Here is a 21,046-nt window from a genome sequence, read left to right as displayed (position 1 = left end):
CGGCGACCCGGCCGGTGAGCTGGCGGCGGAACCGGCCGGGACCGGTCAGACGGCCAGTGCGGCGCTCGCGGTGCTCGCCGCCGGGGGCGGCAGGAGCAGGGACGGGATGCCCTCGACGGCCAGCGCGATACGCAGCCGGTGCAGGTCGGCGCCGAAGCGGACCAGGTCCAGACTGTTCACCGGAGTCGGCGGCGAACCGAGGATCAGCCGGGTCGCCCGCGACGGCCAGCCGGCCACCGCGGCGGCCAGCCCGGAATGTACGTCGTCGTCCACGAGGGTGAACACCGTGCCGGGTGCGACCGTGTGTGCGATCCCGTCGATCGCCCGCCGGATGGCGTCCGGGTCGGCCGGCGTCTCACCCGGGCCGTCCGTGAGGGTGGCCCCGGCGGCGAGGCCGGCGGCCCTGGCCTCGGCCGTGCCGAGCGAGAAGAGGTCCTGCGCGGCGTCGCGGACCAGCACCGCGGCGCCGGCGCCGTCGTCGTCCCGGCTGGTGCCGAGGTAGCCGCGGATGACGGCGACCGGCACCTGGTCGATCTTGCCCTTGATCAGCTCACCGGCGCCGGCCAGCTCGTCCACCACCGCCATCTCGGTCAGATTGAGCTCGTTGCCGTACGGGTCGGTCTCGCCGCGGTGGTCGCGGATCGCGTCCATCCCGGCCACCCCGAGCGCCACGTCGGTGAGCCCGTTGCGCCACGGCCGGCCCATGGTGTCGCTGACGATCACCGCGACGTCCCGGTCGTAGCGCTCACGCAGCGCGGCGCGTAGCGCCCGGGCCGAGGCGTCCGGGTCCTTCGGCAGCAGCACGAGCCGGGTCTTGTCGACGTTCGAGGCGTCGATGCCGGCGGCGGCCATCACGAAACCGTGGTGGGTCTGCACGATCCGGGTCGCGCCCCGGCTGGCCACCACCCGGGCGGTCTCCGCGGCCAGCACCTCGTCGCGGGCGGCCTGCCGTTCGGGCCCGTCGGCCGGAACGTCCACCAGCCTGCCCTCCGCCTTGGAGACGATCTTGCTGGTGACCACCAGCACGTCGCCGTCGCGCAGCCAGGGTGCCGCGGTCGCGATCAGCGTCGCCAGGTCGTCGCCCTCGGACACGTGGCCGATGCCCAGCACCGGCAGGATCTCCAGCTTCACTGCATCTCCACCGCGGCGCGGACCATCGCCGCCGTCGCCGCCTCGTCGGTCATCCGCAGCGGTACCGCGCGGACCGTCACGTCCGGGACCATCGTGCCTTCGTCCTCCTCGGCGACCAGCCAGCCGTCCAGCAGGCCACCCGTCGACCGCCCGCCGTAGAGGCCGCCCACCCCGGCCGCGCTGCACTCGACCCCGAGCACCGCGAGGCAGCGGTCGGCCATCCCGCGCACAGGCGCGCCGCCGATGATCGGCGAGACACCCACCACCCGGGCCGGCCCGTCGATGACCGCCTCCCGCAGCCCGGGTACGGCCAGGATCGGCGCGATGCTCACCACCGGGTTGCTCGGCGCGACCAGCACGATGTCGGCCGACCCGACGGCTTCCAACACACCGGGCGCCGGCTTGGCCGTCTCCGCGCCGACGAAGACGAACCGGTGGGTCGGCACCTCGGCCCGGTGGCGTACCCACCACTCCTGGAAGTGGATCGCCCGCTGGGCACCGTCGAGGTCGACCACCGCGTGCGTCTCCAGCCGGTCGTCCGTCGCCGGCAGCAGCCGTACGCCCGGCTGCCAGCGAGTGGCCAGCGCCTCTGTGACGGCGGAGAGCGGGTAGCCGGCGGTGGTCATCGTGGTGCGCACCAGATGCGTGGCGATGTCCTTGTCGCCCAGGCCGAACCAGGTCGGCTCCGCCCCGTACGCGGCCAGCTCCGACTTGACCGTCCAGCTCTCGCCGACCCGCCCCCAGCCCCGCTCCGGGTCGGCGCCGCCACCGAGGGTGTACATGACGCTGTCCAGGTCGGGGCAGATCTTCAGCCCGTGCAGGTAGAGATCGTCGCCGACGTTGACCACCGCGGTCACCTCGGCACCGACCTGGCGGGCGTACGCCCGTACGCCGACCAGGAACCGGGCGCCTCCGATGCCACCCGCGAGAACCACGATGCGCATGCCGACCATCCTCCCGCACGCCACGCCTGCGGTCCTCCGGTGGCCCGGGAGACTAGGCTCACGTCCGGCAAACTGTCCGCCTCGCCCCTGGGAGAGCTAGTGACCAGCCCCGCCGAGCCCGCGTCCGCCGACGCGAACCGGGCCCGCCAGCTGACCAAGCCGCTACGCGAACTGGCTGCGTTCGCGCTGCTCGGCGCGAACGCCGTGTTCTTGTTCGTCGGCCTGATCCGGATGTTGACCGGCACCGACTACGGCAACTTCAGCGACCGTGCGGGCGGCTCGTTCTTCACCTTCGTCGGCTTCGAGGCGGCGGCGTTGCCGCTGTTGGCCGTGCTGCTCGCCACGCACATCGAGCCGATCCTGTCGAAGGCGAAGACGATCACCCAGGTGGCGCTGGTCGAATACGCTGTCGGCGCCCTGTTCGGCGCCCTGGCGTTCCTGATCGCGACGGTCGGACGGCTGGCCGAGGGAGAGGTGCTGGACTCCCTGCTCGCCCTGCTCACCAGGCTTGCCCAGTTGGCGCTCTTCGCGGTGGCCGTGTACGTCGTCTACACGATCTGGCGGGCCTTCTACTACGTGCCGAAGCCCAAGCCGCAGCCCGGCGTCTACGGTTCGCCGCAGCCCGGCTGGCCGCCGCAGCCCGGTGGCTGGCCCGGCGCGGGCCAGCCCGGCGGTTACCCGGTCCCCGGCCAGCCCGGCGCGTACCCGGCGCCCGGCCAGCCGACTGGCTACCCGTACGCCGGACAGCCCGGCCAGTACGGGCAGTACGGCCAGCCGACGCCGCCGTTCACGCCGGCGCCGCAGTCGGCTCCGCCGGCCAACGCCGCGCCGCAGTCCGCCCCGCCGGCGAACCCGGCCCCGCCGTCGGCGCCGCCGTTCGGGCAGCCGCCGTCGGCGGAGCCGACCCAGACGATTCCGCGTCAGCCGGCCGAGCCCACCCAGGCCATCCCGCGCCCCGGCGACGGTGAGAGCGACCGGACCCAGCCGATCAACCCGGGCGACGACTCACTGAACCCCGGCGACGCACGACCCTGACCGTACGCACGAATTCACTGAAAGAGTGGCCTTCCGACATCGGAAGGCCACTCTTTCGGTGAACGTGTCTCCCGCCGCGCAGGGGCGGGTGTGGCGCGTGTCGGGGTGTGGTTGCCCACGAGGGCGGTAGGGCGCTGCCGATCACCGCTTAGGCTGGGCGGATGGTTGATCGCACCGACTCCGCGCCGACCGAGGCGAGTGTGCGCCGGGCGTTGCGCCGCGCCGCCACCGGCCGGGCGCTGGACGTCGACGAGGCGACCGCGCTGCTCGGTGCGCGCGGCGACGCCCTCGACGAGCTGCTCGGCGTTGCCGCCGGGATTCGTGACGCCGGGCTCCGTGACGCCGGCCGGCCCGGGGTCGTCACATACTCCAAGAAGGTCTTCATCCCACTCACCCGGCTGTGCCGGGACCGCTGCCACTACTGCACCTTCGCCACCGTGCCGCACCGCCTCCCGGCGCCCTTCCTCGACCGGGACGAGGTGCTGGCGATCGCCCGGGAGGGCGCGGCGCAGGGCTGCAAGGAGGCGCTGTTCACTCTCGGTGACCGGCCGGAGGAGCGCTGGCCGGCGGCCCGTCGCTGGCTGGACGAGCGCGGCTACGACTCCACATTGGACTACCTGCGCGCCTGCGCGGTGGCGGTGCTGGAGGAGACCGGGCTGTTGCCGCACCTGAACCCGGGTGTGCTCTCCTGGTCCGAGCTGCAACGACTCAAGCCGGTCGCGCCCAGCATGGGCATGATGCTGGAGACGACGGCGACGCGGCTCTGGTCCGAGCCGGGCGGCCCGCACTTCGGGTCGCCGGACAAGGAACCGGCGGTACGGCTGCGGGTGCTCGACGACGCCGGCCGCGTCGGCGTCCCGTTCACGACCGGGATTCTCATCGGTATCGGGGAGACCCACGCCGAACGCGTCGACGCGCTCTTCGCGATCCGCCGCGCCCACCGGGAGTACGGCCACCTCCAGGAGGTGATCGTGCAGAACTTCCGCGCCAAGCCGGACACCGCGATGCGCGGTATGCCGGACGCGGAACTGCACGACCTGGCGGCCACTGTGGCGGTGGCCCGGCTGTTGCTCGGCCCGCGGATGCGCATCCAGGCGCCGCCGAACCTGATCGAGGGCGAGTACGACCTGCTGCTGCGCGCCGGCATCGACGACTGGGGTGGGGTCTCCCCGGTGACCCCGGACCACGTCAACCCGGAGCGTCCCTGGCCGCAGTTGGACGAGTTGGCCCGGCGTACGGCCGACGGCGGGTTCACCCTGCGGGAGCGGCTGACCATCTATCCGGAGTACGTCCGCGCCGGTGATCCGTGGCTGGACCCTCGCGTCCTGGCGCACGTCACCGCGCTGGCCGACGGGGAGACCGGGTTGGCCGTCGAGGACGCCCGCCCGGTCGGCCGGCCGTGGCAGGAGCCGGAGGAGGTCTTCGGCGGGCGCACCGACCTGCACGTCACGATCGACACGACCGGCCGCACCGGCGACCGTCGGGGCGACTTCGACAACGTCTACGGCGACTGGGCCGAGGTCGCCACGAAGGTGACCGCCGCGCCGGTGCCGGCCGGTGCGGGCGACCACGATCTGCGGGCCGGTCTGCGGCTGGCGGCCGACGATCCGGCGGCCCTGCTGGAGCCGCGACACACCGACGCCGCGCTGGCGCTGTTCGGCGCCGACGGCCCGGCCCTGGACGAACTGTGCCGGATCGCCGACGACGTGCGCCGCTCGGCGGTCGGCGACGACGTCACGTACGTGGTCAACCGCAACATAAACTTCTCCAACGTCTGCTACGTGGGCTGCCGGTTCTGCGCGTTCGCCCAGCGCGAGCGGGACGCGGACGCGTACCGCCTCTCGGTCGACCAGGTCGCCGACCGGGCCGAGGAGGCGTGGGCGGCCGGCGCGACCGAGGTCTGCCTGCAGGGTGGTATCGACCCGAAGATGCCCGTGACCGGATACGCCGACATCGTCCGGGCGATCAAGTCGCGGGTGCCGGAGATGCACGTGCACGCCTTCTCGCCCATGGAGATCGTCACCGCGGCCGCGAAGGCCGGCGTGCCGGTGCGGGAGTGGCTGACGCAACTGCGGGAGGCCGGGCTGGACACCATTCCGGGTACGGCCGCCGAGATCCTCGACGACGATGTCCGCTGGGTGCTGACCAAGGGCAAGTTGCCGGCGGCCGCCTGGGTCGAGGTGGTCTCCACCGCACACGAGCTGGGCATCCGGTCCAGTTCGACCATGATGTACGGACATGTCGACCACCCGGGGCAGTGGCTCGCCCACTTCCGGGTACTCGCCGGGGTGCAGGACCGTACCGGCGGGTTCACCGAGTTCGTGGCGCTGCCGTTCGTGCACACCAACGCCCCGATCTACCTGGCCGGGATCGCCCGGCCGGGGCCGACGTGGCGGGAGAACCGGGTGGTGCACGCCATGGCGCGGTTGCTGCTGCACGGCCGGATCGACAACATCCAGTGTTCCTGGGTGAAGCTCGGCGACGCCGGGACGGTCGCCATGCTCCAGGGCGGCTGCAACGACCTGGGCGGCACCCTCATGGAGGAGACCATCTCCCGGATGGCCGGTTCGGCGAACGGGTCGGCCCGGACGGAGGAGCAGCTGCGGGCGATCGCGGCGGCGGCCGGACGTCCGGCGCGTCGGCGGAGCACCGCGTACGGCACCGTGGGGTCCTGAGGCCGGAACCTTCCGCGCGTTGTCGGCCGTGTGCAACCGGGGCCGGCGGCGATGACCGTGAGATCCGTCGCCGGCGTCCCGGGTGGCGCCGGCGACGGCTCGCTAGCTCACCGCCGGGAACCGTCGGCCGGCGTGGCCCGTGCGAGCGCGGCTACTGCCCCTGCCGAATGGTCGCCGAGGTAAGTCGTGCGATTCCGTGGACCCCGTACAGCTCGCCGCGGCCGGTGCCCTTAGTTGATCGACAATTGGGTTCCGGTGCGAATTCGGCTGGGCGGGGTCGGGCAACCAGTTGTTCAAGATGCCGAGTGCGGTCGACGTTCGTCGCTGGTCGGGATCGTCTCGCCGGACCGGGCGGCCGCACCCCGCGCGGGCACGGTCGCGTCGGTGCGCGCCAGCACTGCGCCGTGCCTCACGTACGGTCGTGCGCCGGAGGCCCGTACCGTCTGTTGGGAACTTCTCGACGCGATCCGTCGTCGGAGCGCACTGGCGGGATGACCGCTTCGAGCTGCCTGCGTCCGGCTCGTACGCATCTTCGTCCACTCTCGTCCGTGGTGCCTCGTCCACGATGTGGGCGAGCCGCGATCGTCGGCGGTCGCTCGACGGGCGGTCTGCTGCGAGTCGCGTTAACCTGGTGCCCCACCAAGATCAGCAGGACTGTCCGGGTGCGCCCCTGTGGCGTTTCGCGACCGCTCCGGCGTGGCCGGCGCCGGTACGCCACGGGGAAAAACTCTGGCAACTCGCCGGAGAGGGCGTTACTCGGCCGGGGTCTGAATCGATAGGGCAGGTTGCGAGGCCGGGTGGTCGGATGGCCGTCCGGGTCATGTCGGGAGGACGACTCCATTATCAAGTTTGGCTTGACGGCGCACGTATTACACACGTGTAATTTGAATGGGGTTGTTCGCACGGAACGCAATCAAAACCGGACCGGACGGACACGCACGCCTTTCGCGTGGGGGGTTGCAGCGGCGATGACGCCGGTGCGCGACAAGGAGGCATTTGATGGACGGCCAGCTTGAGGTGGCCGACCTGCTCGGAAACGCGCCGGAGTGGCAGGAGCGGGCGCTCTGCTCGCAGACCGACCCGGAGGCGTTCTTTCCCGAGAAGGGCGGCTCGACCCGTGAGGCGAAGCGGATCTGCTCGCGTTGCGAGGTCAAGACGGAATGCCTCGAATACGCTCTCGGCCACGACGAGCGGTTCGGGATCTGGGGCGGTCTCTCCGAGCGGGAGCGGCGGAAGCTGAAGCGGCGGGCCGCCTGATCGACGCGGAGCCCGGGCGGTGGGGGCCGCCCGGGTCAGGCGTGTGACCAGAGGTCCCCGCGAGCGGGCTGGTCGTGACCGGGTCCCGGTGGGGGCCGGACCGGTCAGGCCAGCTCGTCCGGATCGACTCCGAGCAGATTCGCCACCTGTTCGATGATCACGTCGTGGACCAGGTCGGCGAGGTCCTCCCGGTCCATCGCCCGGAACTCGAGCGGCCGCCGGTAGAGCACGATCCGCGGCGGCACCTCCTGCCGGCCCGGCCGCCCGGGCAACAGGCGCGCGAGCGGCACCTCGCCGTCCTCGAGCACGTCGGAGTCGTAGACGTTCAGCTCGGGCGGGACGTCCTCCACCGCGAACTCGACACCCGCCAGCTCCTTCGCAAAACGCCGCTCCAGCGTCTCGACGGTGTCCAGGACCAGGTCGTCGAAGACCTCGGCCTTGGTCCGGGCCAACGGTACGGTGGCCGGCACCAGCCGTCCGCGCAGGCCGCGCCCGTGCCGGTCGCGGTGTGCGCGCCGGCCGGAGCCGGGGCGGCGGTGTTCCGGGCTCGTCATGAGGCAAAGGGTAGCCCCGGGCGACCTCGGCCTGTGGCAGCGCCTCGGTTCGGGCGTGCCGGGGCTGGGTCAGCCGCCGAAACCAGGAATTGTGATCACCGTGACGGGCGTGTCGCAACGCGAACCGGTGCGCCGGACCCGGTAATGGAGATACCCTGCCGCCGTGAGGTCACCACGGCGCTGCTCCCGAAACGGCTGCCCCCGGCAAGCGGTCGCCACATTGACCTATGTCTACAACGAGTCGACCGCGGTGGTCGGCCCCCTGGCGGCCTTCGCCGAGCCGCACACGTACGACCTCTGCGAGCCGCACGCCCGCAGCCTGACCGCCCCCCGGGGCTGGGACGTCGTTCGTCACGAGGGCGAGTTCGAGCCGCCCCCGCCCACCACCGACGACCTGGTCGCGCTGGCCGAGGCGGTCCGTGAGGCGGCACGTCCGGCGCCGCGTCCGCCCGAGGACGACCAGGACAAGCAGTCCCATTCGACCGGCCGGCGCGGCCACCTGCGGGTCATTCCGCCGAACCTCTGAGCCGGGCGTCGCGTCGCCGCCGCTCGCCGACCCCGGTCAGCCGAGCGGCACCTGCACCGCCACGTCGTGCCTCGGGTAGTAGCTCTCCACCTGGTCCGCGCCGTACTTCTCCCGAAACATCGACACCACATGGTCGACCCGATCCGGGTCCTGGATGAGGGTCGCCGTCGAGTTCACCGCCGTACCGTTCGCGGCCACCCGGATCACCGGCGTCTGCCGGACGTTCTTGTACCAGTCGCTGTCGGGGCCGGAGACCGGCACCAGGAACATGCTCTGCTCCTCCTGCACGAACCAGACAGGGTGGGAGATCTGCCGGCCCGTCTTCCGGCCGGTCACGGTGATCTCGACTTCGCGCTCGCGAGCGAACGCGTCCATGGCCTCCATGCTCATGCGAGCCTCCGTCAACGTCGCTGAGCCGCTCCTGCCTGTCAGGCTAGGTACTCGGGGGTCGGTCCGGTGCCGGTTCCGGCACACCGGCCGGTCGCCCATCGCCTCCCGGTCGCCGTCGGACGCAGACCGGTCATCCGGTCGCGGGAAGCGGAGCCCGAGCCGGAGCGCGCGACGGCTGGATCGTGCGAGCCAGCACCCGGTGCCGCCGGGGGTCGAGATTCCTTGCGGTCAATTGGCATAGTGCCCTGTGCGACGCCGGCCGCAGCGGAGGAGTGCTCAGTGGACATCCTGACTGAGATCGGTGCTGAGCACGTCGACGCGCTCGGTGAGGGTGACCTTCGGCCATTGCGTCGCTGGCTGTCCGAGCGGCTGTGCCGGCCCGGAGAGCTGGCCGCCGAGGAGTTCGACCTCCTGGCCTCGCTCTCCGCCTGGGACTCGGCGCGGGTGGAGCAGCGGGAGCTGCGCTCGGCGATGGAGCGGGCGCTGGCGGTCGCCGCGCCCCTGCCGGGAGCGGCACCGGCCCTGCTGCTCTACCTCGAGGCGCTCTTCGAGGAGTACTGGGAAGAGGCCTGGGACATCGAGCCGGCGCTGGAGCACATGCGGTTCGTGGGCGAGCGGTGGTCGCGGCTCACCGCACAGGGGCAGGCCGTCGACGCGGCGGTGGCCGGGCTGGTGCTCCAGACGATCGAACTGCTGGCCGTCAAGATGGTCTCCTACGACGCCGGCTATGCCGGCTCCCTCGTCGCCTGGTCTGAGTTGACCGGACGGGTGGCCGAGCGGGCCGAGCGGATGCTGGCAGACGCCGTCTCCTGCCCGCAGTCCCCGTTGCTGGCATTCCTGACCGGCCAGGCCGGCGGCGACGTCCGCTACTATCGCGCCCTCTCCCTGGCGGCGCGGGCGGTCCACGGCCACTTCACCACGGGTGAGAGCGGGGTGGACGGTGCGATCCGGGCCCTGCGCGGCGCGGAGAAGAGCCTGCCGGACGGCATCGTCCGGAGCGAGATGCGGGCCCACCGATACGCGCTGGAGGCGCTCGCCGGCTCGGTCGAGAAGCCCTGGCTCCGGGTCGAGCGCGGCCAGATCGTCTACCTGCACCCGTTCGGCCTCTTCGAGGACGTGGCCGGTGCGGGAACGTCGGTCGGGGTGCCACCGAGTGCGGTCAGCCTGCCCCAGGAGTTGACCGACGCGGCCCGCCGGGCCGCGCCCGACTGGACTCTCGCGGGCTGTTCCATCAGCGAGCATCCGCAGGCGTACGTCTCGGATGATCTCTCGTTGAGCGACATCTGGAAGGGCGACGACCCGCTCGACCGGCAGTTCCGCGGCATGACGATCACCCTGCCCGACCTGGAGCTCAGGGACGTCGACCGGCCGGACGCCGAGCCGCAGGCCTTCACGGTGGAGCTGCGCCTCTCCGAGCTGGGCAATCACTGCCTGCGCATCGTGGGGCAGCTCTCCGGTGCCACCCCGCCGCAGGTGTACGCGGCGATGGTCCGGGTCGCCCCCGAGACCGGGAACCTCGCCCGGCTCGGTACCCCGCTGCGGATGGTCGAATCAGGGCCGGCGGCCCCGCAGTGGCAACGGCTGTCGGACTTCGCGAACCAGGTGATCTCCGATCTGGCCGGGCAACTCGCCCGGACCACGGATCGGCAGATCCTGTGCAGCGGGCGCCCTGGCATGTACCACGTGCTGCTCTCCGTCGACCGGGCCAGTCTCGTCTCACCCTCGACCGGCGCGGTCGAGCCGGTGCGCACGGCTGCGGAGCTGCTCTCGGCGTTCGGGGCGCAACCGCTCTGCAACCCCGTACGAGACGGGATGAGCGCGGTGGCGGAGTGGCTGCGCTATCCGATCGACGCGGCGTGGTTGCCCGTCGTGGACGTGCCCGGCTTCGTCGGTGATCTGCTGATGCCCAGCTGCAACACGACGCTGATGATGATGCCAGGTAGACCCGACTACATGGTCCGGTCGCTCGCCGAGACGGTCGAGTTCGTGGCCTCCCTCGACGGCATGTTCGCCGGCTGGCAGTCCCAGCTGGGCTGTTACCACCAGGCCGTGCTGAAGCAGTTGGCGGAGATGACCACCCGGCTGGACCGGGGCCGGGCCGGGCTCGACACGGCGGCGATCTCCTCGGCCGAGCATCGGCGTGACGTGGACGAGCTGACCGAGTTGCAGGGGCGGCTGGAGGCCCAGCAGCTCCGCATGCACGGCTTCGTCATGTCGAGCCGTACCGTCCTGATGTTCCTCACCGCACCGTCGTTGGTCACCTCCCCGGCGATCCGGGTGACGATCGACCGGCTGCTGTTGGCCGCGCGCTTCGGGGAGCTTCGCGCCGAGTTCGAGGACATGGTCGACAAGGTCGCCGAGCGGGCCGGCGCGCTGGTCGAGGCGTCGATGCGTCGCCAGCAGGAATGGGCGATCGTGGCCGCGCGGGCCGCCCGGGAGCGCGAGGAGCGGGAGCTGCGGCTGCGGTTGTCCCGCGAGGAGGCCGCCGCGCGGCGGCACGCCGAGCGTGAGCGGGTGAACCGCCGCCGGATCGACATCCTGCTGGGCGTGGTCGCGGCAATCGGTCTGTCCGGGGTGATGCAGCTGATCCAGGCGGGGTACGACCTGCGTACCGTCTGGGCGCTGTTGCTGGCCGTCGCGGTGCTGGTCGCGGCGGTGCTGGTCGGCTACGTGCTGCACTGGCTGCACCGGGACCGGCAGGGGCCGGAGGCGGGCTCAGCGCCGGGTCCGGTGGACGACGTCGGTGACGTGCCCGGACGAGGATCGTCCGGGTGACTGACGACGCGACCACCGGCCCGCGCCACCGACGGGTGTCGCCGCGGAGCCACCTCGTCGTGGCGGAGAGCGCCCGCCGACCACGGGTCAATCCTGGTGGTCCGGCCGATCGGCCCCGGCGAGCCGGGAGCGGATCAGGAAGCGGACACCTTCCGGGGCCTCCAGGGAGAAGCCGCTGCCCCGGCCGGGCACCACGTCCACGGTGAGCCTCGTGTGTTTCCACAGGTCCCACTGCGCGCGGGACATCCAGAACTCCACCGGCTCCGGCACACAGTCGATGTGCAGCGAGGCGAGCAGCACGTCCGAGCCGCCGGTGCGGAACTCGCCCGCCGGGTAGCACATCGGGGCACTGCCGTCGCAGCAGCCGCCGGACTGGTGGAACATCAGCGGCCCGTGCTGCTCCCGTAGCGACCGGAGCAGCTCCGCCGCGGCCGGCGTCACGGAGACCGGTTCCGCCGGGCGGGGTAGCGAGATCGGCGACGCTGCCCGAGGAAGTGGAACGGGGCCGGGCGGCGCCGCGGCGCCCGGCGGACCGGGAACCGCGGCGCCCGACGGGTCGGTGCCCATCAGAAGAAGCCGAGCTTCTTCGGCGAGTAGCTGACCAGCAGGTTCTTGGTCTGCTGGTAGTGCTCCAGCATCATCTTGTGGTTCTCGCGGCCGATGCCGGACTGCTTGTACCCGCCGAACGCCGCGTGCGCCGGGTACGCGTGGTAGCAGTTGGTCCACACCCGCCCGGCCTGGATCGACCGCCCGGCCCGGTAGGCGGTGTTGATGTCCCGGGTCCAGACGCCGGCACCCAGCCCGTACAGGGTGTCGTTGGCGATCTTCACGGCTTCGTCGAGGTCGGCGAAGGAGGTCACGGAGACCACCGGACCGAAGATCTCCTCCTGGAAGATCCGCATCGAGTTGTCGCCCTCGAAGATGGTCGGCTCCACGTAGTACCCGCCGGACAGCTCACCGCCCAGGTCGGCCCGCGCCCCGCCGGTCAGTACCTTCGCGCCCTCCTGCCGGCCGATGTCCAGGTAGGACAGGATCTTCTCCAGCTGGTCGTTCGACGCCTGCGCTCCGATCATCGTCTCGGTGTCCAGCGGGTGGCCCTGCTTCACCGCCCTGGTCCGCTCCACCGCCGCCGCGAGGAACTCCGAGTAGTGACCCTGCTGGATCAGTGCCCGCGACGGGCAGGTGCACACCTCACCCTGGTTGAGCGCGAACATGGTGAAGCCCTCCAGCGCCTTGTCCAGGAAGTCGTCGGACGCGGCGCTGACATCGTCGAAGAAGATGTTCGGGCTCTTGCCGCCCAGCTCCAGCGTGACCGGCTTGATGTTCTCGCTGGCGTACTGCATGATCAGCCGCCCGGTGGTGGTCTCGCCGGTGAACGCCACCTTCGCGACCCGCGCCGACGAGGCGAGTGGCTTGCCCGCCTCGACACCGAAGCCGTTGACCACGTTGACGACGCCGGGCGGCAGCAGGTCGGCCACCAGGGAGAGCCAGTGGTGGATCGACGCGGGGGTCTGCTCGGCCGGCTTGAGCACCACGGCGTTGCCGGCGGCGAGGGCCGGGGCGAGCTTCCAGGTGGCCATCAGCAGCGGGAAGTTCCACGGGATGATCTGCCCGACGACCCCGAGCGGTTCGTGGAAGTGGTAGGCGACCGTGTCGTCGTCCAGCTCGCCGACGCTTCCCTCCTGCGCCCGGATCGCCCCGGCGAAGTAGCGGAAGTGGTCGATGGCGAGCGGGATGTCCGCGGCGAGCGTCTCGCGTACCGGCTTGCCGTTCTCCCAGGTCTCGGCGATCGCCAGGGATTCGAGGTTCTCCTCCATCCGGTCGGCGATCCGGTTGAGCACGCGGGCCCGCTCGGCCACGGACGTACGGCCCCACGCGTCGGCGGCGCCGTGCGCGGCGTCGAGGGCCTTCTCGACGTCCTCGGCGGTGCCCCGGGCCACCTCGCAGAAGGTCTCGCCGGTCACCGGGGTGGGGTTCTCGAAGTACCGTCCGCCGTGCGGCTTGACGTACTCGCCGCCGATGAAGTGGTCGTAGCGGGACTGCCAGTGGGTGGGCGCGTCGTAGCGCGTCATGGTTACCTCCGCCGTCGAGGTGCGGTGACGGCGGCGACGCTAGTTGCCGGAACGTTGCAACCACGTTGCGCGCGGCAGGCCGTACTCGCGGGCGAGCTGGTGGATGCGGGCGACCGCGAGCGGTCGGCGCGGCGCGCCCGGCGGCAGCGCCCGCGCCAACGCCTGCCAGGCGGCCAGGTCGTCGGCGCCGGCGGGCGTCGCGGTCCAGGCCGCGAGCAGCGCCGGATCCGCGGTGGCGAGCACGGCCGCCCGGAGCTGACCGTCGATGAGCCGACGCAGGCGAGCCACTCCCGGCGCGTCGGAGGCGGGCAGCAGCGGCCCTGTGTACGCGTCGAGCGCGCCGGCCGGGTCGCCCCGGTCGAGCAGGGCGGTGACGGAGCGGAAATCCGCGCGTACGGTCCCGCGCAGCCGGTACGGGCGGGAGCCGAGCAGTTCCGGGCCGAGTACCCGGCGCAGCCGGGACAGCTCGGCGCGTACGGTGACCGGATGCAGCCGGTCGTCGCCGTACAGGTCGAGGCCGAGTTGCTCCCCGGACCGCCCCTCGGGGTGCTCGAGCAGCAGCACGAGCAGTTCGCTGTGCCGGCGTCCGAGCCGGACCCGCCGCCCGTCCACCCGTAGCTCCGCCTCGTCGCGGCCGAGCGCCAGGACAGTGGCCACGCCCGGTTCGGACGGCCGCTCCGCGGCGAGTTCCGCCTCGGCGGCGCGGGCGGTGGCTCGTACCAGCGCCAGGCTCTGCGGGTTGGCCAGGTGGTCGCCGCCGGTGATGTCGACCGCGCCGAGCAGCCGCCCGGTGCGCGGATCGTGGATCGGCGCGGCGGCGCAGGTCCAGCGCTGCACCCGACGGCTGAAGTGCTCGGTGGCGAAGATCTGCACGCTGTGGTCGACGGCCAGCGCCGTGCCAGGGGCGTTCGTGCCCGCGTGCGCCTCGTCCCACCGGGCGCCGGGGACGAAGTTCATCGCCTCGGCGCGCCGGCGCACCCCCGGATGGCCCTCGACCCAGAGCAGTCGTCCGTGTGCGTCGCAGACCGCCATGAGGTGCGCGCCGTCGAAGGCGATGCCGCCGAGGAGGTCCCGGAAGAGCGGCAGCACGCGGGCCAGCGGGTGGGCGGCGCGGTAGTCGACCAGCGCGTCGTCGGTCAGGTCGACCGGCGGGGTGGCCTCCGGGTCGAGCAGGGCGGATCGTTCCCATGACCGCCGGACCACGTCGCGGACCCGGCCGGGGGCCGTGCCGACGGCGAGGAACGCTTCGTGCGCGGCGGCGACCTGCGCGATCCGCTCCGCGGGATCGGCGCCGAGTTCCAGGGCGAGCCACGGGTCAGCCACCGGCGACCTCCTTGCGCCCATGGTGACCCAGGTCACCCCCGCCCGCCAAGGGTGCGAATGAGGAAGTCGGAGTGGGCGCGCGGCGTGATCCGGTTCACTCCGCGGTGTCGCCGAGCGGCCAGGGCTGGGACGGACCGCCCCATACGGTACGCGCGGGACAGCGTCCGTTCGCCCTCGCTTGTCCCTGCTCCCGGGTCGTGGACGATTGCTCAGGCGGGTGTTTACAAAACGCTTATCTCCCGCTTGAGAGCGTATGCCGGACAACGAAGGATCACGGGAGCGGCAAGCGTGCGGGTGCTGGTGGCGGATGACGAGCGGTTGTTGGCGGACATGATCGCCGAGGGGCTGCGTCGTGTCTCCATGGCGGTCGACGTCTGCTACGACGGCGACGGGGCGTTGGAGCGGATCGCCGTGAACCGGTACGACGTGGCCGTGCTCGACCGGGACATGCCCGGGCGGACCGGCGACGAGGTGTGCCGCAGCCTCACCGGATCGGATGCCGGCACCCGGGTGCTGATGCTCACCGCGGCCGCCGGCATCCGGGACCGGGTGGAGGGCCTCGGCCTGGGCGCCGACGACTACCTCACCAAGCCGTTCGCGTTCGCCGAGCTCGTCGCCCGGGTGCAGGCGCTCGGCCGCCGGTCCGCGCCGGCCGTGCCGCCGGTGCTCGAGCAGTACGACATGGCGCTGGACGTCGCCCGGCACACGGTCACCCGCGACGGACGTCCGGTCAACCTCAGCCCGAAGGAGTTCGCCGTCCTGCACGTGCTGATGCGTGCGAACGGTCGGGTCGTGAGCGCGGAGGAACTGCTGGAGCAGGCGTGGGACGAGTTCGCCGACCCGTTCACCAACGCGGTGCGGGTGACGGTGATGACCCTGCGCAAGAAGCTCGGGCAGCCGGCCATCATCCACACGGTGCCCCGGGCCGGTTACCGCATCGGCGGGCCGGAGTGAGTCCGCGCCGCCGCGTCGTGCTCGTGGGCGTGCTCGCGCTGCTCGCCGGGCTGTTCCTGCCCGGCCTCGGCAAATGGGTGCTGGGCATGCTGTGGCTGCCCGCGGAGGAGATCTGCGGTCTGCCGGTCCCCGGACTGCGGTTGGCGTGCGATCCGGCCCGCCAGCTCGACTACGCGATCCCCCAACTGGTCGAACTCGTCCTCGCGGTGGTCGCGGTGGTCGGGGTCTGGGGTGCCGCGGTCTGGTGCCTGCGGCCGGTACGCGACCTCGCCGAGCCGATCGCGCACGTCGGGCCGCAGAACCTCGGGTATCGGATCCGGCGACGCGGCCGTGACGAACTCGCGCAGCTCACCCGGGCCATCGACCAGATGATGGAACGTATCGCCGCCGGGTACGACGGGCAGCGACGGTTCGCCGCGAACGCCTCGCACGAGCTGCGTACACCGCTGGCGGTCCAGCGGACGCTGATCGAGGTCGGCATGGCTCAGGCGCTCACCGGAGAGCAGCTCGAGTTGTTGACCGCCCAGCTGTTGCAGACCAACGAGCGCAACGAGCGACTCATCGAGGGGCTGCTCGCGCTCAGCGAGAGCGATCAGGGACTCCGCTCCTCCACCCCGCAGCCGCTGCACGAGATCACCCGCGTGGTGCTGGCCGCGTACCAGGATCGGGCGACCGCGGCCGGGGTGACCGTGGAGAGCCAGCTCGCACCGCGGATCGTGATGGGGGAGCGGGTCTTGCTGGAGCGACTGGTGACCAATCTCGTGGAGAACGCGATCAAGTACAACCGGCCCGGCGGTCGGCTCGCTGTCACGGTCGGGCGGGCTCCGGCGCTGACCGTGGCCAACACCGGGCAGATCGTGCCGGCGGAGGCCGTCGCCGGCCTTTTCGAGCCTTTCCGGCGGCTGGCTCGCGACCGGACGAACCAGAGCGGTGGCGCCGGACTGGGCCTCGCCATCGCCCGCTCGATCACCCAGGCACACGACGGCATCATCGCCGCCCGGCCCCTCGACGGCGGCGGCCTGCGCGTCGACGTCCAGCTACCCGTACCGCACTAGATCGGCAGCGCCGCCGACCAGAGACCGAACCGATCGGCCGCGGGATCCGTGTATACGCGGATCCCCGACTCCGGCCTGCCCGGAAACGCAGGCGGTCCGCGCCCGCGGCCCGCCGGCACCGCCCCGGAGCCGGAGAGGAAAGGACGTTGTGACCAACGCAACCGAGACGTCGACCGCGCCCGCGGTGCCAACGAAGGCGGGGCGCGAGGCGTGGGCCGACGTGGCCAAAGGCGCCTGCATCATCCTCGTGGTGCTCTGGCACGTGGTGGTGAAGGACTACCTCCAGATCGACTGGCGGGTCGGCATTCCGGTGCCAGGGGCCTGGGGCCTGCTCACCGAGCAGTTGCTGCCGCTGCGGATGCCGCTCTTCTTCACCATCTCCGGGATCTTCGCGGCCAACGCGGTCAAACGATCGTGGCGGACCGCCGCCCGCCCCCGGGTCGCCGGCAACCTGTACCTGTACGCGATCTGGCTGCTGGTCCACACCGCCCTGCTGGCCCTCTCCCCGGGCTTCCCGACCGACCGGGCCACCAGTTTCGGCGGGCTGCTGGCCCAGCTCACCATCACGCCGTCCAACCTCTGGTACCTGTACGCGCTGGCGCTCTACTTCGTGGTGGCCAAGGCGCTGCGCCGGGTCCACCCGGCGGTGCTGCTCGGCGTCTCGGGTGTGCTGTCGGCCGTCGCCGCCGCGGGGCTGCTGGACACACCCGGCAATCGGGGCGGCGTGTACCAGAACCTCGTGTTCTTCCTCGCCGGCGTGCACCTGCGGCCTTACCTGACCCGCTGGGCGGCGACCGCGAACCGTCGACGCCTGGTCTGGACCACCGCGGTCTACGTGGCCGCGCTGGCCGCCATGGGGCTGGCCGCCGCCGAGCAGTGGTTCGGCGTGTGGCCGGTCGTCTCGGTAACCGCGGTGGCGTTCGGCATCACGGCGGCGGCTATTGTCGCCCAGCGGGCGCGGGCAGTCGGCACGATGCTCGCCACGCTGGGGCGCCAGACGTTGCCGGTCTACGTGATTCACATGCCGGTGCTCGCTCTGCTACACCGGCTCCTTGCCGGCCCGGTCGCGGAGCTGAACGGGCCGGGACGGGAACTGCTGGTGGCCGGATATCCGGTCCTGGTAACCGCGGCGGTGCTGGCGCTGAGTCTGGCCATCCACCGCGGACTGCTGGCGGTCGGCGCGTGGTGGATGTTCCAGCTGCCACCGCGTACCGGCCGGAAGCGCAACCGTGAAGGAGAGATCATGTCGCGCACAGAACGGCCGACCGAGGTCCCACCTGCAGCTTCGGCGCCGGAAACGGTCCCGATCCGGGCCGTACCGGACCGGGCCCGGGTACAGGAGGCCGCCTGGTGGCTCTCCGGCCGCGTGGTGCGTACGCCGGTGCTCAACTCTCCGGCCATCGACCGGCTGGCCGGGGTCCGGATCCTGATGAAGGCGGAGAACCTCCAAACCGGCGGCTCGTACAAGATGCGTGGCGCGATGCTGGCCGTGGGCCGGCTCGCCGCGGCCGGATACACCGGAGTGGTGGCCCAGAGCACCGGCAACCACGGGGTGGCCGTGGCGCTCGCGGCCGGTCGGCACGGTCTGGCGGCCACGGTCGTGCTCCCGGTCGACGCGACGGCGACCAAGGTGGCCCGGGCGCGGGCGGCGGGAGCGAACATCGTCTTCGCTGGCAGCACGCTCGAGGAGCGGATCGCGACCGCCCGTCAGATCAGCGAAGCCCAGGGACACCCGTTGATCGACGCGTACGACCACCCGGACGTCATCGCCGGGCAGGGCAGCGCGAGCCTGGAACTGATCGAGGAGGCGGAGCGCGCCGGCACGCCGCTGGACGCGCTGGTGGTGCCGGTCGGCGGTGGCGGCGGCGTGGCGGGCGCCTGCCTGGCCGCCTCGGGCACCCCGATCGAGGTGTACGGGGTGGAGCCGGTGGGCTGCGACTCCCTGGCCCACAGCCTCGCGGCCGGCCGACCGACGGCGGTGTCGCCGGCGCCGACGATCGCGGACGGCCTTCGCCCCACTTGCGTTGGTGAGCTACCCTTCGCCGTCACGCGGGACGCCATCCGAGGCGTCGTACGGGTCAACGACGACCAGATCGCCGAGGCGTTCCAGATGCTCCTGCTGGAGCTGAAGGTGCTCACCGAGCCGTCCGGCGCGGCCGGGCTCGCTGGTGCGCTGCGGCTGGCGGCGGACCTCGGCGAGGCGGTCAACCGGCCCGACGCCGTTCAGAGCGGCCAGGGACGGGAGCGGTACCGCACGGTCGGCGTGGTGCTGACCGGCGGAAATGTCGAAGCCGAGCTGGTCGCCCGGTTGGCGACCCGGCAGTTCGCCGACCTGGCGACTATGGAAGGGGTGGCGGCATGAGCACGCCTGTCCGGATCGGAATCCTGTTCGGTGGCCCGTCCGCCGAGCACGAGGTGTCCTGCGCCTCCGCGCTCGGCGTCGCCCGGGCCCTGGCCGACGCCGGCCACCAGGTGTTCGCCATCGGCGTGACCCGCACAGGCGGTTTCCGGCTCGTGCCGGACGCCACGCTGGCGGAGCTGCGTGCGGCTGTCGGAACCGGGCTGGCCATCGAAGACCGGCTCACGGTGACCGGGCCGGTGGTCGAGCTGCGGGCCGGCGCCCGCGCGGGCACCCTCGCGGTGACCGAGGCCGACGCCCCCGGCACCGTCGCGGCCGAGCTGGACGTGGTGTTCCCGGTCCTGCACGGTCCGTACGGCGAGGACGGCGTGGTGCAGGGGCTGCTGGAGTCCCTCGGCGTGCCGTACGTCGGGTGCGGCATCCTCGCCTCCGCGATCGGTATGGACAAGGTCGCCATGAAGCGTGCGCTGCGTGCCGAGGGTGTGCCGGTCACCCCGCAGGTGTCGTTCGACGCGCAGACCTACCGGACCGTGGACGACCCGGAGAAGCTGGTGCTGGGGCTGCGCCGTCCGCTGTTCGTGAAGCCGGCCCGGATGGGTTCCTCCATCGGCATCTCCCGGGTCGCCGAGGGCGACGACCTGGCGCCCGCCATCGAGGAGGCGCTGAAGCACGACAACGTCATCGTGGTCGAGCAGGGCGTGACCGGCCGGGAGCTGGAGGCCGGCGTGCTCGGCGGCTGGCGTCCGGAGGCCTCGGCGGTCGGCGAGGTCCAGGTGAAGGGTGGCTGGTTCGACTACCAGCAGAAGTACTTCGGTGACAGCGACCCGATGATCGTTCCGGCGTCGCTGCCGGAGGAGGTCACCGAGCGGATCCGGGAACTCTCCGTACGGGCGTTCGCGGCGATCGGCGGCTGGGGTCTGGCCCGGGTCGACTTCCTCTACGACGAGGCGAACGGCGACCTGTACGTCAACGAGCTGAACACGCTGCCGGGCTTCACCGCGCACTCGATGTACCCGAAGGTGTGGGCGGCATCCGGCGTCAGCTACCAGGACCTCGTGAACCGCCTGGTCGAGCTCGCCTTCGTCCGGCACGCCGAGCGGCCGGCGAGCGCGCCCGTGGAAGACCCCCGATGATCCTGCTCTCCGATCCGCGAGTGGCCGCGGTGCGGAGCGAGGACGACGGCGACGAGCTGGTCGACCTGCGTGAGGTGCCGGAATTGCGGCTCGACGTCCGCGCCGCCGATGCCGCCGGGTCGTACGCCCGGGTGCGGCGTGGCGTCGCGGACCGGCTGCTCGCCGCGCAGCGTGCCCTCCCGGCGGGCCTGCGTCTGCTGGTCATCGAGGGTTACCGGCCGTACCAGGCACAGCTGGAAATCTTCACCGGCTACCGGGACGAGCTGCGCCGGCGGTACCCCGAGTGGTCGCCGGAGCGGCTGCACGTGGAGACCACCAAGTTCGTCTCGCCGGTCGAGGTGGCTCCGCACAGCACCGGCGGGGCCGTCGACCTGACCCTCTGCGACGCGGACGGTGTCGAGCTGGACATGGGCACGGTCGTCGACGCCACCCCGGAGGCGAGCGCGAACGCCTGCTTCACCGCGGCCGACAACATCCCGGCCGCGGCACGGCGGAACCGGGAGATTCTGGTGGCCGCGCTCAGCGGGGCGGGAATGGTGAACTACCCGACGGAGTGGTGGCACTGGTCGTACGGGGACCGCTACTGGGCCTTGATGACCGACGCCCCACACACCCGCTACGGCCCGTTGTGAATCCGGCGTGCCGCTGAACGTCTCGCCGCCGGTGCACTGAACTGACCGGGCCGGCGGGAACGTCGTGGCGGGCCCCTCGCGGGGTGGCCGTCACGGCGTTCCCGCCCACCCGCGTTCCGCCGCCGGCCGGGGCGGTCTAGGGCCTGTCCTGTCGATCATGGAAGCCAGATGATGGCGGCGATCAGGACCAGGCTGGCTCGGTAGAGAGATGCGCGTTTGGCGTAGCGGGTG

General features: G+C 72.1%; 17 protein-coding genes. 10 read left to right on the top strand and 7 right to left on the bottom strand.

The window, feature by feature from the left end:
- Positions 1-45 precede the first annotated feature (45 nt).
- Together AB0F98_RS20800 and cofD are read right to left on the bottom strand one after the other, a co-directional pair.
- A complete protein-coding gene (locus AB0F98_RS20800; protein WP_357737646.1) occupies positions 46-1,131 on the bottom strand; it encodes a coenzyme F420-0:L-glutamate ligase in 1,086 nt (361 codons plus the stop codon).
- The gene (gene cofD, locus AB0F98_RS20795; RefSeq protein ID WP_357737644.1) at positions 1,128-2,075 is read right to left on the bottom strand and encodes a 2-phospho-L-lactate transferase; all 948 of its coding nucleotides are present in this window, start codon (positions 2,073-2,075) and stop codon (positions 1,128-1,130) included. The genes AB0F98_RS20800 and cofD overlap by 4 nt, the downstream gene beginning before the upstream one ends.
- A gap of 99 nt (positions 2,076-2,174) precedes the next feature.
- Between cofD and AB0F98_RS20790 the strand changes: the two genes are divergently transcribed.
- The 3 genes from AB0F98_RS20790 (at position 2,175) to AB0F98_RS20780 (ending at position 7,042) form a co-directional block, all read left to right on the top strand.
- Positions 2,175-3,110 carry a hypothetical protein gene (locus tag AB0F98_RS20790; RefSeq protein WP_357737642.1) on the top strand — a complete coding sequence of 312 codons (936 nt, stop codon included), beginning with the start codon at positions 2,175-2,177 and terminating at the stop codon, positions 3,108-3,110.
- 161 nt (positions 3,111-3,271) lie between these two features.
- The gene (locus AB0F98_RS20785; protein ID WP_357737640.1) at positions 3,272-5,785 is read left to right on the top strand and encodes a bifunctional FO biosynthesis protein CofGH; all 2,514 of its coding nucleotides are present in this window, start codon (positions 3,272-3,274) and stop codon (positions 5,783-5,785) included.
- A 999-nt stretch (positions 5,786-6,784) separates the two neighbouring features.
- A complete protein-coding gene (locus AB0F98_RS20780) occupies positions 6,785-7,042 on the top strand; it encodes a WhiB family transcriptional regulator (protein WP_007455784.1) in 258 nt (85 codons plus the stop codon).
- A 104-nt stretch (positions 7,043-7,146) separates the two neighbouring features.
- Here AB0F98_RS20780 and AB0F98_RS20775 read toward each other — a convergent pair whose 3' ends face one another.
- Entirely contained in the window at positions 7,147-7,596 is a 450-nt protein-coding gene (locus AB0F98_RS20775) for a metallopeptidase family protein (protein WP_076471216.1), read from the bottom strand.
- A 163-nt stretch (positions 7,597-7,759) separates the two neighbouring features.
- Here AB0F98_RS20775 and AB0F98_RS20770 point away from each other — a divergent pair, with 163 nt between their 5' ends.
- On the top strand, positions 7,760-8,122 hold the full coding sequence (locus AB0F98_RS20770) for a DUF3499 domain-containing protein (protein WP_357737637.1): 363 nt from the start codon (positions 7,760-7,762) through the stop codon (positions 8,120-8,122).
- A gap of 36 nt (positions 8,123-8,158) precedes the next feature.
- On the opposite strand, the gene AB0F98_RS20765 is transcribed toward AB0F98_RS20770, so the two are convergent.
- Positions 8,159-8,512: a nitroreductase/quinone reductase family protein gene (locus AB0F98_RS20765; RefSeq protein ID WP_357737635.1), complete on the bottom strand. Its 354-nt coding sequence runs from the start codon at positions 8,510-8,512 to the stop codon at positions 8,159-8,161.
- 279 nt (positions 8,513-8,791) lie between these two features.
- Between AB0F98_RS20765 and AB0F98_RS20760 the strand changes: the two genes are divergently transcribed.
- Positions 8,792-11,287: a hypothetical protein gene (locus tag AB0F98_RS20760; RefSeq protein ID WP_357737633.1), complete on the top strand. Its 2,496-nt coding sequence runs from the start codon at positions 8,792-8,794 to the stop codon at positions 11,285-11,287.
- A gap of 87 nt (positions 11,288-11,374) precedes the next feature.
- Here the strand turns inward: AB0F98_RS20760 and AB0F98_RS20755 are convergent, their stop codons facing one another.
- The 3 genes from AB0F98_RS20755 to AB0F98_RS20745 form a co-directional block, all read right to left on the bottom strand.
- Positions 11,375-11,761, bottom strand: a complete 387-nt coding sequence (locus AB0F98_RS20755; RefSeq protein ID WP_357737978.1) for a DUF779 domain-containing protein — start codon at positions 11,759-11,761, stop codon at positions 11,375-11,377.
- 92 nt (positions 11,762-11,853) lie between these two features.
- A complete protein-coding gene (adh, locus tag AB0F98_RS20750; RefSeq protein WP_357737631.1) occupies positions 11,854-13,359 on the bottom strand; it encodes an aldehyde dehydrogenase in 1,506 nt (501 codons plus the stop codon).
- Positions 13,360-13,398: 39 nt separating this feature from the next.
- Entirely contained in the window at positions 13,399-14,682 is a 1,284-nt protein-coding gene (locus AB0F98_RS20745; protein WP_357737629.1) for a GAF domain-containing protein, read from the bottom strand.
- Between the two features lie 288 nt (positions 14,683-14,970).
- Here AB0F98_RS20745 and AB0F98_RS20740 point away from each other — a divergent pair, with 288 nt between their 5' ends.
- The 5 genes from AB0F98_RS20740 to AB0F98_RS20720 all read left to right on the top strand — a co-directional run bounded on the left by AB0F98_RS20740 (position 14,971) and on the right by AB0F98_RS20720 (position 20,815).
- Positions 14,971-15,636 (top strand): response regulator transcription factor, encoded by a 666-nt coding sequence (locus tag AB0F98_RS20740; RefSeq protein WP_357737627.1) that lies wholly within the window; start codon positions 14,971-14,973, stop codon positions 15,634-15,636.
- Positions 15,633-16,691, top strand: coding sequence for a HAMP domain-containing sensor histidine kinase (locus tag AB0F98_RS20735; protein WP_357737625.1), 1,059 nt, complete (start codon positions 15,633-15,635; stop codon positions 16,689-16,691). The genes AB0F98_RS20740 and AB0F98_RS20735 overlap by 4 nt, the downstream gene beginning before the upstream one ends.
- A 148-nt stretch (positions 16,692-16,839) precedes the next feature.
- Positions 16,840-19,053 (top strand): pyridoxal-phosphate dependent enzyme, encoded by a 2,214-nt coding sequence (locus AB0F98_RS20730; protein WP_357737623.1) that lies wholly within the window; start codon positions 16,840-16,842, stop codon positions 19,051-19,053.
- Entirely contained in the window at positions 19,050-20,183 is a 1,134-nt protein-coding gene (locus tag AB0F98_RS20725) for a D-alanine--D-alanine ligase family protein (RefSeq protein WP_357737621.1), read from the top strand. Before AB0F98_RS20730 ends, AB0F98_RS20725 begins: the two co-directional genes overlap by 4 nt.
- Positions 20,180-20,815 (top strand): M15 family metallopeptidase, encoded by a 636-nt coding sequence (locus tag AB0F98_RS20720; protein WP_357737618.1) that lies wholly within the window; start codon positions 20,180-20,182, stop codon positions 20,813-20,815. The genes AB0F98_RS20725 and AB0F98_RS20720 overlap by 4 nt, the downstream gene beginning before the upstream one ends.
- Positions 20,816-21,046: the final 231 nt, after the last annotated feature.

This window comes from Micromonospora sp. NPDC023737 (assembly GCF_040639715.1).
Lineage (GTDB): Bacteria > Actinomycetota > Actinomycetes > Mycobacteriales > Micromonosporaceae > Micromonospora.
Note: the sequence above shows the minus strand (reverse complement) of the source record. Positions and strands in the feature narration are given on the sequence as shown.